This is a genomic window from Arthrobacter zhaoxinii (assembly GCF_025244925.1).
Classification (GTDB): Bacteria; Actinomycetota; Actinomycetes; order Actinomycetales; family Micrococcaceae; genus Arthrobacter_B; species Arthrobacter_B zhaoxinii.
The window spans coordinates 683,230-698,034 of sequence record NZ_CP104275.1 but is presented as its reverse complement, the minus strand read 5'-3'; the positions used below and the strand labels follow the sequence as shown (position 1 = coordinate 698,034).

Annotated in this window: 13 protein-coding genes; 7 read left to right on the top strand and 6 right to left on the bottom strand. The window is 66.1% G+C overall.

All coding sequences use genetic code 11. The features are described from left to right. Positions 1–69: 69 nt before the first annotated feature. Together chvE and N2K95_RS03275 are read right to left on the bottom strand one after the other, a co-directional pair. Entirely contained in the window at positions 70–1,182 is a 1,113-nt protein-coding gene (gene chvE, locus N2K95_RS03280; protein WP_260652897.1) for a multiple monosaccharide ABC transporter substrate-binding protein, read from the bottom strand. A gap of 232 nt (positions 1,183–1,414) precedes the next feature. Further along, entirely contained in the window at positions 1,415–2,287 is an 873-nt protein-coding gene (locus tag N2K95_RS03275; protein ID WP_313771174.1) for an AraC family transcriptional regulator, read from the bottom strand. Between the two features lie 34 nt (positions 2,288–2,321). On the opposite strand from N2K95_RS03275, the gene N2K95_RS03270 reads away from it, so the two are divergent. Beyond that, complete coding sequence (locus N2K95_RS03270) at positions 2,322–2,855, top strand: VOC family protein (protein ID WP_260652896.1); 534 nt, start codon at positions 2,322–2,324, stop codon at positions 2,853–2,855. Between the two features lie 61 nt (positions 2,856–2,916). Here N2K95_RS03270 and N2K95_RS03265 read toward each other — a convergent pair whose 3' ends face one another. Further along, positions 2,917–3,351: a VOC family protein gene (locus N2K95_RS03265; protein WP_260652895.1), complete on the bottom strand. Its 435-nt coding sequence runs from the start codon at positions 3,349–3,351 to the stop codon at positions 2,917–2,919. A gap of 115 nt (positions 3,352–3,466) precedes the next feature. After that, positions 3,467–3,856 (bottom strand): hypothetical protein, encoded by a 390-nt coding sequence (locus N2K95_RS03260; RefSeq protein ID WP_260652894.1) that lies wholly within the window; start codon positions 3,854–3,856, stop codon positions 3,467–3,469. Positions 3,857–4,122: 266 nt separating this feature from the next. Here N2K95_RS03260 and N2K95_RS03255 point away from each other — a divergent pair, with 266 nt between their 5' ends. After that, the gene (locus N2K95_RS03255) at positions 4,123–5,235 is read left to right on the top strand and encodes a thermonuclease family protein (RefSeq protein WP_260652893.1); all 1,113 of its coding nucleotides are present in this window, start codon (positions 4,123–4,125) and stop codon (positions 5,233–5,235) included. Positions 5,236–5,489: 254 nt separating this feature from the next. Then, the gene (locus N2K95_RS03250) at positions 5,490–6,884 is read left to right on the top strand and encodes an FAD-binding oxidoreductase (RefSeq protein ID WP_260652892.1); all 1,395 of its coding nucleotides are present in this window, start codon (positions 5,490–5,492) and stop codon (positions 6,882–6,884) included. 7 nt (positions 6,885–6,891) lie between these two features. Here N2K95_RS03250 and N2K95_RS03245 read toward each other — a convergent pair whose 3' ends face one another. After that, positions 6,892–7,428 carry a hypothetical protein gene (locus N2K95_RS03245; RefSeq protein WP_260652891.1) on the bottom strand — a complete coding sequence of 179 codons (537 nt, stop codon included), beginning with the start codon at positions 7,426–7,428 and terminating at the stop codon, positions 6,892–6,894. 50 nt (positions 7,429–7,478) lie between these two features. Then, positions 7,479–7,898: a hypothetical protein gene (locus N2K95_RS03240; protein ID WP_260652890.1), complete on the bottom strand. Its 420-nt coding sequence runs from the start codon at positions 7,896–7,898 to the stop codon at positions 7,479–7,481. Positions 7,899–8,292: 394 nt separating this feature from the next. Here N2K95_RS03240 and N2K95_RS03235 point away from each other — a divergent pair, with 394 nt between their 5' ends. The 4 genes from N2K95_RS03235 to N2K95_RS03220 all read left to right on the top strand — a co-directional run bounded on the left by N2K95_RS03235 (position 8,293) and on the right by N2K95_RS03220 (position 14,718). Then, positions 8,293–9,051, top strand: coding sequence for a LamB/YcsF family protein (locus N2K95_RS03235; RefSeq protein ID WP_260652889.1), 759 nt, complete (start codon positions 8,293–8,295; stop codon positions 9,049–9,051). After that, positions 9,048–10,754, top strand: coding sequence for a 5-oxoprolinase subunit B/C family protein (locus tag N2K95_RS03230; protein ID WP_260652888.1), 1,707 nt, complete (start codon positions 9,048–9,050; stop codon positions 10,752–10,754). The genes N2K95_RS03235 and N2K95_RS03230 overlap by 4 nt, the downstream gene beginning before the upstream one ends. Further along, positions 10,751–12,493, top strand: coding sequence for an acetyl/propionyl/methylcrotonyl-CoA carboxylase subunit alpha (locus tag N2K95_RS03225; protein ID WP_260652887.1), 1,743 nt, complete (start codon positions 10,751–10,753; stop codon positions 12,491–12,493). Before N2K95_RS03230 ends, N2K95_RS03225 begins: the two co-directional genes overlap by 4 nt. A 431-nt stretch (positions 12,494–12,924) precedes the next feature. Beyond that, positions 12,925–14,718 carry an HNH endonuclease signature motif containing protein gene (locus N2K95_RS03220; RefSeq protein ID WP_260652886.1) on the top strand — a complete coding sequence of 598 codons (1,794 nt, stop codon included), beginning with the start codon at positions 12,925–12,927 and terminating at the stop codon, positions 14,716–14,718. Positions 14,719–14,805: the final 87 nt, after the last annotated feature.

Here is a 14,805-nt window from a genome sequence, read left to right as displayed (position 1 = left end):
CAGCGGCGTGCGGCGGTTTTCCGCCGTCGCACGCCGCTGCTATTGCCCGTCGAAAGTAACGCCCGGGGGTTAGAGACCGACGTCGCCGGCTTCGAGGAAGCCGGACTCCACCAGCGCGGACTGGACGGTGTCCTTGGTGACCACCTGCGGATCGAGGATGTAGGTGGGGACCACCTTGACCTCGTTGTTGTAGGTGTCGGTGTCGTTGACCTCCACGTCCTCCTCGTTGACGAGGGCCATGATCATGGTCTCCACCTGGGCACCGAGCTCGCGGGTGTCCTTCCAGACGGTCATGGACTGCTGGTCTGCCAGCATGGCCTTGACGTTCGCGACGTCGGCGTCCTGACCGGTGATGAGCGGCCAGTCCGAGCCCGGCTTGTACCCGGCGGAGTCCAGCGAGGCCTCGATACCCAGCGCCAGGCTGTCATTCGGGGACAGTACGACGTCGACCTTCTCGCCTCCGGTGTAGAAGGACTGCAGGCGGTTATCCATTTCGGCCTGCGCATCGGCGGACTGCCAGCCGAGGATGCCGATGGACGCCCACTCGTCGTTGCTCGCCGGGGACTTCCCGGAGGGAACCACCAGCTGGCCGCTTTCCACGTAGGGAAGCAGTACATCCCAGGCTCCGGAGAAGAAGAACGAGGCGTTGTTGTCATCGGGGCTGCCGGCGAAGGGCTCCAGGTTGAACGGGCCCTTGCCCTCGGCCAGGCCGAGCTGCTCTTCGATGAACTCGCCCTGGAGCTGGCCCACCTTGTAGTTGTCGAACGTGGCGTAGTAGTCCACGGCTTCGGTGCCGTTGATCAGGCGGTCATAGGCGATGACCTGTACGTCCTGGTCCTTCGCGTCTTCGAGTGCCGGGCCGAGGGTTTCGCCGTCGATGGCCGCGACCACAAGGATCTTCGCACCGCCGGCAACCTGGTTCTGGATCTGGCTGATCTGCTGGTCTGTCTTGTCATCCGCGTACTGCAGGTCAACGGTGCAGTCCTGGGCTTCGAGTTTCTCCTTGAGCCCCTCACCGTCATTGATCCAGCGTTCGAGGCTGCGCGTGGGCATGGAGATCCCGACGTTGCAGGAGCCGGCCTCGCCTTCAGCTTCGGTCGAGCCCGCGGGTGCACAGGCCGACATGCCTGCCGCCAGGCCAACGGCCAGGAAAACGGCCGAAACATTCTTAATTCTGGTCATGCTGGAAAACCTTCGAAAAGGATCCTGCCGGGGCGGAGCCGTTCCGCCCGCTGTTGACGGAAACGGCCACGGGTCCGCTGCGGGCCGGATCGAGCGGATACAACGCTGTAGCGCCCTGTCGACGCATGGCATCAACGATTTGTAGGCGAAGACAACATATCCCTGAAGTGTCTTCCATCACAAGCCAGACTCGAAAAGTTACAGGATCGAGACCGCGCAGCATCCGCGGCGCCTACGGGGCTGCGGAGTCCCGGTAGCCGCTCGGGGTGAAGCCCAGGACCTCCCGGAATGCGTTGGTCAGGTGGGCGTGGTCGGCGTAGCCGAGGTCGACGGCGACATCGGCAATGGAGATTCCGCTGTTTCCGCGCAGCCGTTCCGCTGCCTCCTGCAACCGGTAACGGCGGATCATCGCCAGCGGCGGCAGGCCGACAAACCGGCGCGCCAGGCGCTGCAGGGTTCGGACGGAGACGCCGAGCTGTTGAGCTGCCTGGTCGACCCGGGCCAGCTCCCGGTCGGAGGAGATCAGGTTCTCCAACCTGTTGGCTGCGTCGGCTTCGGCTGTTGGTACCGGGACGCGGGCATCCAGCCACGCGGTTGCCGTCTCCGCTGCGCGCTGCCGGCGGAGGGCGCCGCCGTCCTCACCATCGCCGGCGCCGCTACTCATAGCTGCCGTCACCGCGGCATGCAGGTCCGGGGCGTGGAACGGGATTTCCGTGTCGCGGAGGCTGCCCGGGTTGTCGGTGAAGACTGGTACGGCGGCGGGACGCAGCAGCATTCCGACAGCCCAGCCCCGCCCCGCCAAGTCGCGGAAGGAGCGCCGCGTGGCGGGACCGGAAAGACTGACACCGTCCTCCTGCACCACCAGGTTCAGGGCGGGGAAGGGCAGGACCTCCTGCCGGGAGACCTTGCCGGGTGCCAGATCCCATTCCGGAATCCACACCCAGCGCAGGCGGTCCCGGAGCGGGTCCGGCGGCAGCAGACGGTGAAACGCAGGCAGCCGGGCGGGGTAGAGCAGCCCGCGCCACTGGTCCTCCATAGTCTGCTCATTTCTCCGGTTATTCGTGTATTGCTGGCGGTCGGAGATCTTATTGTCGCGAATCTTCAAGCGCCACCCTGGTGCTGCTGCCTAGCCTTGCAGCATGACGTTCACAGACAACACCGCTTCAGACAAAAGCGCTGCCGGGCTCACCGGCGAACACACCACCGGCGGGGTTCCGCACGGCGCCACCAGCCTGACCCCGTTCCTGGCCGTTCCGGAGGCCCGTAACGCCATCGCGTTTTACCGTGATGTGTTCGATGCGCGGGTGGTGGACGTAACCGAGATGGACGGGGTGGTGGTGCACGCCGATCTCGACTTCGGGATGGGCCGGCTTCAGCTGGGCGAACCCAATCCCGCGTTCGGGCTGGTGCTTCCCCCTGAAGGGGACAGCGACTGCTACTCGCTCGGGCTCTACTGCGCTGATGTGGACCAGACAGTGGCGCGGGCGGTGGCGGCCGGTGCCGTTATCCGTGAACCGCTGACAACCTTTGTCTCGGGCGACCGCTTCGCCAGTATCCGTGACCCCTTCGGAGTCCGCTGGTCAGTGATGTCCCGGGTGGAGGACCTTTCCGAGGAGGAGAGCGCCCGCCGGGTCGCGGAGTGGGCGGCAACGCAGTCCGGCGGAGACAACTGAGCCGCCGTCATGCGGGCCGCCGTCGTCGCGGCGGCGGCTGAAGTGCCAGGCATCTCGGATCCTAGGAGTCCTCCCCCTCGATGCTGATCATCCAGCTGGTCCCGAACCTGTCGGTTACCATGCCGAACACGTCGCCCCAGGGTGCCTTTTCCAGCGGCAGGGTCATCTGGCCGCCGTCGAGCAGCTTGTCCCAGTAGCCGCGCAGCTCGTCGCTGTTGTCGCCGCTCAAAGCAATGGCATACCCGTTGCTGGAATCAGGTGCCACGCTTTCCGGGCCGGCCATACTGTTGGGCGTATCCGCGGCCATCAGCACAAAACCGCTGTCCGTGGTCAGCGTGGAATGCATGATCTTGTTGGCCTCGGAGGGGTCATCGGACATATTCATTTCCGCGAACGTGGAGCTTTCCAACGTTCCGCCGAAGACGTCCCGGTAGAACGCCATCGCTTGGGCGGCATTGTCCCGGAAGTTCAGGTACGGATTCATGTTCGAGGGCATGGCGGTCTCCTTACGGGAAAAGGGTTCGGATGCACCCGAGTATGCGCCGGTGGCCGTGCCGGCGGAAGCCGTCGAACCTAATTCCGCCCTGCTTACCCGGCCCTACTCCCCTGTCTTACTTCCCCGCAGGCTGTCCGCGCACTGCCGACCATTCGCTGCTGAGCACGGTGTCGCCCACCGGCTCCCAGTCATTGGTTTCGAAAAGGGAAGCCACCGTGTCCCGGTTCAGATCCGGGGCTCCGCCGTCGACCTGCGCCGTCGGATAGCAGACCCACAGGGCTCCGCCGGGTTCGACGGCGGCAGCGGCGGTGGCCAGGTCATGGGCCAGGTCCGCCGCGGAGGCGACGAACAGGAGCACGACGTCGGCCGGGAAACGCCCGTCATCCTCAGCCAGGAACGCGGACGCCGGCAGCAGCCCGGCCACCTCGGGGAAGTTCTTGGCACCGTAAACGGTGACGCGGTCCGTTGCGGAAAGTTCAAACGGCTGGGCTGATTCGGAAGACACTTGGGGGGGCTCCATTCCTGGGCACGAGACTCTGGTGGCACGGGCGGCCCCGAGGAAGTAAGCCGCCTTTCCTATTATTTCAGCCGCGGTCCCCGGATTGACCCGGTTTCGGGCCTCCCGAGGCACCAACTGTGTAACGACGGAACCCGGCCCGTGATGCCCGGCACACCCCGCACCTGTGACCCAAAACACCTGCCCACCGCTACCCGGCAGCTGAACCCGGCCGATAGATTTCTTTCGGACAATTCAATAGTTGGGGAAAATTTATGATCAGCCGCAAAGCAGCGCTGGCCGCAGCCGCCGTCGTCGTCGTTGCCGCCTCTACGGCGGGGTGCACCTCCGCCTCGACCGCGGATTCGTCGAACAAGAATCAAGGGGAAGTTGTCCGCGTCATCGACGGCGACACCCTCGTGGTGAACTTCGAGGACCAGGAACTCACCGTTCGGCTCCTGAACGTTGACACTCCGGAAACCAAGGACCCCAATAAGCCCGTGGAATGCCTGGGCCCGGAAGCAACCGACTTCATCGAAGACGCCCTGCCGCCCGGAAGTACGGTGACCCTGGAGTTCGACGTCGAGCGCGAGGACCGCTACGGACGCACCCTTGCCGGTGTCTACGACGCAGATGACCGTCTCATCAACGCTGAAGTGGCGCGGCAGGGTCTTGGCATTCCTGTCACGTATGAACCGAACGCCAAGTTCCGGCCTCCGGTGGATGCAGCCTACGAGGAAGCCCGGGACAACCAGGCCGGGATGTACGACGCCGACGTCGCCTGCACCGTGCCTGCCATGGTCGACGCGTTGGAGCAGACCGCAGAACAGGCTGCGGCTCAGGCCGAAGGTTCTTCGGTGGCGACCGCAGCTAGCGCCGCGGCCGCCGTCCTGGCCCTGGCGAGGACGGCGGACACTGCCTTTGACGTGCTCGACGCCGGTGCGAAAGCAGGCACGTCGATGATGTGGGCCGCGCTTTCCGACGCGGAAAAGACAGCCTTCAAAGAGCGTGCCGCCGCTGCCAAGACGCAGGTGCACGAACGTCACGAGACGCTGGTCAGCATCCAGAATGAGCGTCAGGCCGTTGAGGATGAGGCTCAGCGGGTGGCTGCCGAAGCTGAAGCGGAGCGGGCAGCGGCGGCCCAGGCCGAGGAAGACCGGAAGGCAGCGGAAGCCGCGCAGGCTGAAGCGAACCGCGTTGCTGCCGAACAGGCCGAGGCCAACCGAATCGCGGCTGAACAGGCCGAGGCGAACCGGCGCGCTGCCACGCCGCAGTATGTGGCACCGCCCGCGCCGGAATATGTGGCTCCGCCGGCGCAGAGCGGCCCTCCGGGTTACACCGGGCCGCGCTGCTACGCGCCCGGCGGCCAATCCTGGCGTCCCTGCTAGAAACGAGCCGCACCAACATTGAGGTCTCCCGGACGAAAGATCGTTCCGGGAGGCCTTTTGTTTTCCACTGACGGTGGTGCTGCTGGCTCTCAAGTCGGAGCAGGAGGAGCGGCGCTCCGCCGGCACGGGTGGGAGCGGGCGGCCCCTTGATTCCCCCGGCCGGCAGGCGAAGAATTCTTAGAGCGGCAGGAAACCACAGTGACCGAACACCATCCGGGCGTCCGGCGGTTGGCCGCCCAAAGGTGGTGGACCCCATGGTCCCCGAACTCTCCCCTGACGCCGTAGCCGCCCTGCGAACGTCCCTGTCCGGTTCCGTTGTCCTGCCCCAGGACGAGACGTACGACGACGCCCGCCGCGTCTGGAACGGCATGATCGACGTCCTGCCGGCGATGGTGGTGCGTGTTGCTTCCGTCGAGGATATTGCCGCGGTCCTCGCCTTTGCGCAGCAGTGGGACCTGCCGCTGGCGGTCCGCGGCGGCGGGCACAATGTGGCCGGCAACGGCACGGTCGCCGACGGCGTCGTGCTGGATATGGGGAGCCTGCGGGACGTCAGCGTAGACGCGGACAGCGGCACCGTCACCGTGCAGGCGGGAGCCACCATGGGCGACGTCGACGCCGCCACCGAGCCCTACGGCCTGGCCGTTCCCATGGGCGTCGTTTCCGGCACGGGGGTGGCCGGGCTGACCCTCGGCGGGGGTGTCGGCTGGCTGACCCGCGCACATGGGCTGAGCATCGACAACTTGGAGGCTGCCGACGTCGTCACCCCAGGCGGCGAGGAGGTCCACGCGTCCGCCGACGATCATTCGGAACTGTTCTGGGGGCTTCGCGGCGGCGGCGGGAACTTCGGCGTTGTGTCGTCTTTTACCTTCCGGGCGCATCCGCTGCCAGCGCAGGTCCTCACCGGGAACCTGGCGTACGGCAATGTGCACTGGCGCCAGGCGCTGCGCGCCTATGACGCGTGGACGCCCGGCCTGCCCGACGAGATGACCACCATCATCAGCTGCCTGGTACCGACCGAGGAATGGGACATGGGTGACCAACCGCTGCTGGTGATCGGACTCGCCTGGGCGGACCCGGATCAGGAGGCCGGGGCAGCGCTGATCCGGCAGCTTGCCGCGGCCGCTCCCCCTGACATGGAGGCAGTGGAGGCGGTGCCCTGGTCGGACTGGCAGACGGCCATGGATTCAACGTTCCCGCCAGGCTCCCGCGCCTACTGGAAAAACGCCTCCATCGACCGGCTGGATGACGCCGCCATTGATGCCCTGGTCCGTGCCGGCTGTGAGCAGACCTGGCACGGGACCGGCTTTGACATCCACCATCTGGGCGGCGCCTACGGCCGGGTCGCGGACGACGCCACCGCTTTTCCCACCCGGGATGCCCCCTACTGGCTGAACATTTACGGCTTCTGGCAGGACCCGGCGGACGACGCCGCCCGCACGGCTTTTGTCCGCGGGCTGGCGAAGGCGGTGGAACCGTTTTCCTCCGGCGCGCAGTACGTGAACTTTATGGGCGCCGAGGATCCGGTGGCGCAGGGCACCGCCCCGTCCGTCTACGGCCCGGACAAGCTGGCCCGGCTCACCGCTCTGAAGACCGCCTACGATCCGCAGAACCTCTTCCGGCGCAACCACAACATTGTGCCGACCGGGTAGCTGGGCTTCAGGGTGCTTCCCGGGAGACGGACTCCTGCATGGACGGATCACTGGAGCACTCTCCGTGCAGAGTCACCACCCGTGACTGGGAACTCGTGCCATAGGTGATCTCCAAGCCATTCTGACCTATGCCGGAAGCGTCCCAGGACACGCCGTCCGGGTAGGAAGGGTCCCCGAAGAGACCGGTGATTTCCATCCCCTGATCCTTCATGTACTCGATCATCGCAGCCCGGTCGGCCTGAGGGTCCTTAGTACCCGGTCCGACCACCGTCAGCTGTATCCGATGAGGCGAGTCCTCCCAGTTGTCCGGATCGCAGACCCGCGGCAACAGGACGGTATCCATGTCAGCACCCCATGGCTTGCCGAATTCCGTGGTCCATCCCGTGGGTTCTCCGGTCACCGCCAGAATCTCGTCCATCTGCGCTACGAACTCGTCGTAGGACTCCCGGGACGTTTGGTCCGTGGAAGGCGGCGCAGAACGGTCCCCGAGCTGCTCCGTTCCGCCCGCGCACCCTGAAAGGCCGGCGGCGACAGAAGTCAGCATGCACGACAGCACAAGCGTTAGCCGCCCGCTCTTCCGGAGACGTTCCATGATTAGGGTGCTTCCTGCGAAACGCCGTCCCGCATGGACGGATGGCTGGAGCACTCTCCGTGCAGGATGACCGACCGGCGCTCTGTGCCTGTTCCGTAGTGGATCGTTCGTCCGTCCGCAGCACGGCCAAAGACGGTCCAAGCCACGCCTTCAGGATACGAAGGATCCCCGAATACCCCGCTGATCTGCATCCCCTGGTCCTCCATATAGCGGATCATGGCATCGCGGTCGGCCTGCAGGTCGTCAGTGCCCGGTCCAAGGACCTGCAGCGATATCTGGTACGGCGAAGTCCTCCAGTTTTCTGGATCGCAGGCGTCGGGGGTCAGAACATTGCCGGGTTCCAGCGGCCACGGTCTGCCGAATTCCGTGGTCCATCCCGTGGGTTCTCCGGTCACCGCCAGAATCTCGTCCATCTGCGCCACGAACTCGTCGTACGACTCCCGGGACGTTTGCTCCGTAACGTCCTCGGCCGCGGGGCTGTGAGGACCCTTGGTCCATGCGGTACAGCCTGATATTCCGACCGACAGCAATACTGAGCTGCACAGCAACACAGCTAACGGCTTTACCCTCATTCCAATTCCCCCTTGTGGAGAAACCCTAGGGGAAAAGAACTTAGACGGGAATGGGCCGAACAACCCATGCACTGCTTTGTTCGATTGGATTAACCGCTATTTCCACCCCGAATCAATAAAATTACGAACCTGCAGAGCCTGCCCGCAGATTATTGAACACACGGACCCGACCGGGCAGACTAATACCGGACGCTCCCCACCATGCTCCCCATTCGGCGTTCCCCATCAGCGCGGAGGTTCCACCATGCCGGTCATCGACCTGAACAGCGACGTGGGCGAATCCTTCGGCAACTGGACCATGGGCGACGACGCCGCGATCTTTGAGTCCGTTTCCAGCGCCAACGTGGCCTGCGGCTTCCATGCCGGCGATCCGTCCACCATTGCGCAGACCTGCCGCGACGCGGTCGCCGCCGGAGTCACCATCGGCGCGCACGTGGCCTACCGGGACCTGGCCGGGTTCGGCCGCCGATTCCTGGACTGCTCCTACACCGAACTGTTCAACGACGTGCTGTACCAGCTCGGTGCCCTGCAGGGTCTGGCCCGCGCAGCGGGATCCGAGGTCCGCTACGTGAAGCCGCACGGCGCCCTCTACAACACCATCGTCCGCCACGAGGTGCACGCCCGTGCCGTCGTCGACGCGGTCCGGACCTTCAATAAGGACCTGCCCGTCCTGCTGCTGCCCGGCGCCGTTGCCCTGGAGATGGCTGCCGACTCCGGCCTGCGCGGCGTGGCTGAAGCCTTCGCTGACCGCAACTACAACCCCGACGGCACGCTCGTCTCCCGCCGCGAGTCCAACGCGGTGATTTCCGACGCCGGTACGGTCACCGCCAACATGGTCCGCCTCGCCACGCAGGGCACTATCACCGCTATCGACGGCACCGAGATTCCGATGTCCGCCGAATCGATCTGCGTCCACGGCGATACTGCCGGAGCGGTCGCGATGGCGAAGGCGGTCCGCGCCGGGCTGGAAGACGCCGGCGTGAGTATTTCGAGTTTCGTGTGAGCGGGGGCGGGGGCACGCGCATCCGGGGCATCCGGCCGGCCGGGACGCGCGCGCTGCTGGTCGAGCTCGAGTCGCTGTCCGACGTCGTCGCCCTCTCCGCCGAGCTCCGCGCCAGGCCGCTGCCCGGGCAGGTGGATGTGCTGGCTGCCGCCGCCACCGTCCTCGTCCGGTTTGCCGGCCGGCGGGAAACAGTTGCCGCTGAAGGACTCATTGAGGCGCTGGACCTCACGCACGGCGAGGTGCCGGATGCGCGGACGGTGACCATCGAGACGGTGTACGACGGCGGGGACCTCGCCGAGGTTGCCCGGCTCACCGGCCTGTCCGAAGACGCAGTGATCAAGGCACACACCGGTACCGCCTGGACCGGCGGATTCGGCGGATTTGCGCCCGGGTTCACCTATCTGGTGGGCGGCGACCCGGTGCTGAAGGTTCCCCGCCGCAGTACTCCCCGCACTGCGGTGCCGGCCGGGTCGGTGGCGCTCGCGGGCGACTATTCGGCGGTCTATCCGCGCGAATCCCCCGGCGGCTGGCAGCTGATCGGCCGCACGAATGCTGTGATGTGGGACCTGGCTCGGGATTCACCGGCACTCATCCGGCCCGGCGATTCGGTCTGGTTTAAGCCGGTTCGGGAATTGGTGCAGACCGCTGTCGTTTCGGACGAGCCGGCCGAAGCACCTGCTGCCGAACCGTCTGCCGCACCTGCTGCCTCCGGCACCTCGCTGGAGGTCCGCAGCCCCGGCCTCCAGTCCCTCATCGAGGATCTGGGCCGCCCCGGGTATGCCGATCTCGGCGTCTCCGTGTCCGGTGCCGCAGACCTCCGTTCCGCGCGGCAGGCCAACCGGCTGGTCGGCAACCCTCCCGACGCCGCCATAATCGAGAACCTTTTCGGCGGACTGGAACTGGTGGCCCGCGGCGATGCCGTCCTGGCCCTTGCCGGCGCGGAGCTGCCCGCCGCCGTCGTCTCCCCCGACGGTGCCCGGGACCGTCCTGCACCGCTGAACGCTCCCTTTGCCTTGCTCGACGGCGAGATCCTGACCCTTGGCTCTCCCTTCCGCGGAGTACGCAGCTATGTCGCGGTGCGCGGCGGGATTGCGGTGGCGCCGGTCCTTGGCAGCCGGAGCACGGACACCATGAGCGGCATCGGTCCGCCGGCGTTGGACACCGGGGCACGGCTACCGGTGGGCGCGGTGTCCGGTGTGGTTCCGGTCGGGGCGCCCGAGCCGTCGTCGTTGGGTGCGCCCGGCGGCGTGGGCGCTCTCGGTGACGGAACCACCCCGACCCTCCTGCGGATCACCGCCGGCCCGCGGCAGGACTGGTTCGGGCCCGACGCCGCCGCGGCCCTGACCCGCTCCGTCTGGTTCACTACCAACGAGTCCAACCGGATCGGCGTGCGGCTGGCGACCGACCCGGAGGACGCCGCGGCGCAGCCGCTGCACCGCGCCGGGAACGGGGAACTGGCCAGTGAAGGTGTGGTTGCCGGCTCGCTGCAGGTGCCGCCGTCGGGCCTGCCCGTCCTCTTCCTGGCCGACCATCCGGTCACCGGCGGCTACCCCGTGATCGCCGTCGTCGTTCCGCAGGACCTGCCCGTGGCCGCGCAGCTGCCGCCCGGGCACCCGGTGCGCTTTGTTTTTGTTGATCCCGATACCCTGACACCGCTCGGCGCTGAGGACACGGCCGCCCTGTTTCCGGAAGGAACCCCATGAAAAAGGTCCTGATCGCCAACCGCGGCGAGATTGCGGTGCGTGTGGCCCGTGCCTGCTCGGACGCCGGAATCGTCTCGGCGGCCGTGTACTCGGAGCCCGACGCCGACGCGCTGCACGTACGGATCGCCGATGAGGCCTATGCATTGGGCGGTGCCTCCGGTGCGGACACATATCTGAATATTCCGAAGCTGATCGACGCCGCGCGCCGGGCAGGGGCCGACGCGGTGCATCCCGGTTACGGGTTTCTTTCGGAGAATGCGGACTTTGCGCAGGCGGTGCTCGACGCCGGGTTGACCTGGATCGGTCCGTCACCGCAGGCCATCCGCGACCTGGGCAATAAGGTCACTGCGCGGGAGATTGCTGTCCGGGCCGGCGCACCGCTGGTTCCGGGCACCGAGGGCCCGGCTTCCAGTGCTGAAGAGGTCCGCGCGTTTGCCGAGGAGCACGGGCTGCCGGTGGCGATCAAGGCGGCGTTCGGCGGCGGTGGACGCGGCATGAAAATCGTCCGGCGGATGGAGGATGTGGAGGACGCGTTCGAATCCGCGGTGCGTGAAGCTGTTTCCGCGTTTGGCCGCGGCGAGTGTTTTGCGGAACGGTTCCTCGACAGGCCCCGGCACGTGGAGGCGCAGGTGCTGGCCGACACGCACGGGAACGTCGTCGTCGTCGGCACCCGCGACTGTTCGCTGCAGCGGCGGAACCAGAAACTTGTGGAGGAAGCGCCCGCACCGTTTCTGAGTTCCGAGCAGCGCGCGACCATCCACGAATCGGCCAAAGCCATCTGCCGGGAGACCGGCTATACCGGTGCCGGGACGGTCGAATACCTGGTCTCCCCGGACGGGCTGATCAGTTTCCTGGAAGTCAACACCCGGCTGCAGGTCGAGCATCCGGTCACCGAGGAGACCACCGGCGTCGACCTGGTCCGGGAGCAGTTCCGGATTGCTGACGGGCTGCCACTGTCCCTCACTGAAGATCCCGTTCCGTACGGGCATGCGTTCGAGTTCCGGCTCAACGCCGAGGATCCCGCGCGGGGCTTCCTGCCTGGACCGGGTCTTGTGGAGGCGTTCGAGCCGCCGACCGGTCCCGGGATCCGGATGGATTCCGGTGTGCGGTCCGGCTCTGTGGTGCCTGCCGAGTATGACTCGTTGATGGCCAAGCTGATCGTCTGGGGCGAGGACCGGCCGCAGGCTTTGCGTCGTGCCCGGGCTGCGCTGGACGAGCTGGTGATCCGTGGCGTACCTACGGTTGTTCCCTTCCATCGTGCTGTCGTCCGCTCTGAAGCGTTTACCCGTGCCGATCGGTTGGGCGTCTACACCACGTGGATTGAGTCGGAATTTGCCGAACCGTTGGCTGCTTCGCCGGAAATTGCTGCGTCGGTGTCCGGTGCCGAGCGGGAAACGGTGACCATCGACGTCGACGGCCGGGCTGTGCGGGTTGGGGTTCCGGCTGCGCTTTTGAATGCGTTGCGCGCGGGTGGTTCTGGTGCTGGTGCTGGGGCGGGTTCGGCAGGCGCTACGGGGGTCGACGACGCCGTGCTCGCCTCTCCCATGGCCGGAAACCTGGTGAAGTGGGTCGCCGACGACGGTGCGGAGCTGGCCGAAGGCGATCCCGTGGCGGTACTGGAGGCCATGAAGATGGAGACCACTGTCCGTGCACACCGTGCGGGTGCTTTCTCCCGTGCTGATATTGAGCCCGGGACCGCCGTTGGGCGTGGGGATTCGTTTGGGGAGATCCGTTCCTGAGCCTTGGGGGTTGATCATCCGGGGTTGCCTAGTTTCCCCTGCCTGTTCACTCCAAGTCCCACTGCTCGAACCTGCGGTTCCACCTGCCCCTACCCCGTCGCTCCATCCACCGCTCTAACGCGCCGCTCCACCTACTGCTTCCCGATTCCCGCACTACCACCGCCCCCCTCCCCCGCTTCCCGTTCCCGTTCCCGTTCCCGTACCACCGCCGCACCTGCCGGGTCCACCGCCGCACCTCCCGTGTCCCCCGCTGGCACCCTGCCGGCGATCTGCCCCACCGCTTCACCTCCCCGCTCCATCCATTTCGTTTACTGTCCCGGCCATCCGCACTCTTCCTCCACAGTTGAGACTTCCTGCATGGCACCGACTGGTTCTCCACAACCGCGCTCACTGCTGCCGACAGGCGCCCCGCCTCTTGATGGAATCAGTTCATGCAGTCATACGAGTTCCACGTGTCGGAGTCAGGGTCGGCGAGCGCCGGCAGTGATGCCTGTACCGACCCGGCTTCATTTGCCTCAATTGCCGACGGACTCAGCGGCGACCTGCGGCTCCAAAATGTCCAAGCCCTCGGACGCGACGACCTCCTGCGGATACTGGAACGCCTGGACGCTCTTATCGGGTGGGCGCAGGCACAACAGGCCCGGGCCGTATCGCGGTTCGAAGCATTGGTCACCCGCGACGTGGATCCGGACGGGACTCTGGACGCCTTGTGCGATTCCCAGACCGCTTTCCGACTGGCGGCTTCGGAGATAGGCGCGCTCCTGTCCCTCCCTCCCATGACTGCCCAGCGTCTTGTGATTGATTCGTCCACGCTTTGCTCCGGGTGCCCCGCCGTACTGGCTGAGCTGGAAGCGGGCAGACTCAGCTACCGCAAGGCACAGATCATCTGTTCCTCGGTCGTTTCGCTACCGGAGACCACTCGCGCCAAACTGGAGAACCACCTGCTGAGCGAAGCGCAGGGCCTGACCGCTGCGCAGCTGGAGCGCAAAGCCCGGAGGCTGTATGAGGCACTGGTGCCGGAAGCGGACATGAATGTCCGCCACCGTCAGGCTAGAAATGACCGCAGGGTGTGCCTCGAACCTCAGTTGGATGGGATGTGCTTCCTATCGGCCCGTCTTCCTGCACCCGAAGGCCAAGCCATCTTTACCGGTTTGACGACGTGTGCCCGCTCCGAACAGGCGGCCGGTGATCCCCGAACCGTTGACCAGCTGCGGGCGGACATCTTGGTATCCCTGCTCCTCGGTGAAAGCCGCACCGTCGGGCGCGGCGAGCGCACGAGTTTCGATTCATCCCGAAGCGACCGTCGCGGCAGGACATCCGCCCGCCCACCCAATGCACCTTCCGACCCGGCTTTTTCCAACCAAGCGCCTTCCAATCAAGTGCCTTCGCGTTCTGATCACTCCCCCGCTGGAGCCGTCCGTGTTTCCGCCCCGAATAGTTTTTCCGCCACGGCCGCTCCAAATACCAGGCAGACCTCCGGACGGACAGTCGCTCCGCTTGGACCGCGGGTGAAAGCCGAAGTAATGGTCCTGATCAATGCGGAAACCCTGCTCGGTTTGGACAACCGTCCCGCAGAACTGCATGGATACGGACCGATCAGCGCGGATTCGGCCCGGGAACTGGTGCGCAGCATCGGACATTGGACCGGGCTGCTGCAGGATGGCGACACCGGTGAGATCCTCAGCGTCGGTAGGCAACGGCGGGTACCTCCGGGACTCCGCCGTTGGTTGCAGGCCCGGGATTCGACCTGCCGCTTTCCGGGCTGCTCGGCCAACGCACTCACCGCCGAGATCGACCACACCATTCCGTGGGCCAGAGGAGGACCAACTGACCATGGGAACCTCGAATGCCTTTGCCGAAAACACCACGCCCTTAAAACCGCTGGTTTCTGGACCGCCCGGCAACCTGAACCGGGGCTTCTCGAGTGGACGTCTCCGGCCGGGCGGAAGTACCAGACACGGGCGCACCTCCAGATGGGTGGGAACGAGATGGGTGAGAACGAGACGGATGGGAACAAGGCCGGACTGCACCAAGACTCCGTACCAGCCGGAACGAGACCTGCCTATAACGCGCCACCAACGTCTGAAGCTGCCTCAGCGTATGGATCAGCCTCGACGTATGGAGCAGCCTCGACGTACGGAGCGACACCAGGGAATGGAGCAGCCTCCGCGGATCAGGGCCGCAACGAGCACTATGCCGCTGCTTGCGAGCCTCCACCCTTCTGAGCGGATATGCGCCGATGACTATGCAGCTGCCGACGTCCGGACCGTGGATCGAAGGAGCCATGGTGTACCGGCTAGGTCCCTAAGGTC

Excerpts from the sequence above, each read along its gene's own strand:
- N2K95_RS03270 (WP_260652896.1), top strand. The coding sequence starts at position 2,322 with ATGACGTTCACAGACAACACCGCTTCAGACAAAAGCGCTGCCGGGCTC.
- N2K95_RS03265 (WP_260652895.1), bottom strand. The coding sequence starts at position 3,351 with ATGCCCTCGAACATGAATCCGTACCTGAACTTCCGGGACAATGCCGCC.
- N2K95_RS03220 (WP_260652886.1), top strand. The coding sequence starts at position 12,925 with ATGCAGTCATACGAGTTCCACGTGTCGGAGTCAGGGTCGGCGAGCGCC.
- N2K95_RS03225 (WP_260652887.1), top strand. The coding sequence starts at position 10,751 with ATGAAAAAGGTCCTGATCGCCAACCGCGGCGAGATTGCGGTGCGTGTG.
- N2K95_RS03245 (WP_260652891.1), bottom strand. The coding sequence starts at position 7,428 with ATGCTGACTTCTGTCGCCGCCGGCCTTTCAGGGTGCGCGGGCGGAACG.
- N2K95_RS03250 (WP_260652892.1), top strand. The coding sequence starts at position 5,490 with ATGGTCCCCGAACTCTCCCCTGACGCCGTAGCCGCCCTGCGAACGTCC.
- N2K95_RS03235 (WP_260652889.1), top strand. The coding sequence starts at position 8,293 with ATGCCGGTCATCGACCTGAACAGCGACGTGGGCGAATCCTTCGGCAAC.
- chvE (WP_260652897.1), bottom strand. The coding sequence starts at position 1,182 with ATGACCAGAATTAAGAATGTTTCGGCCGTTTTCCTGGCCGTTGGCCTG.
- N2K95_RS03255 (WP_260652893.1), top strand. The coding sequence starts at position 4,123 with ATGATCAGCCGCAAAGCAGCGCTGGCCGCAGCCGCCGTCGTCGTCGTT.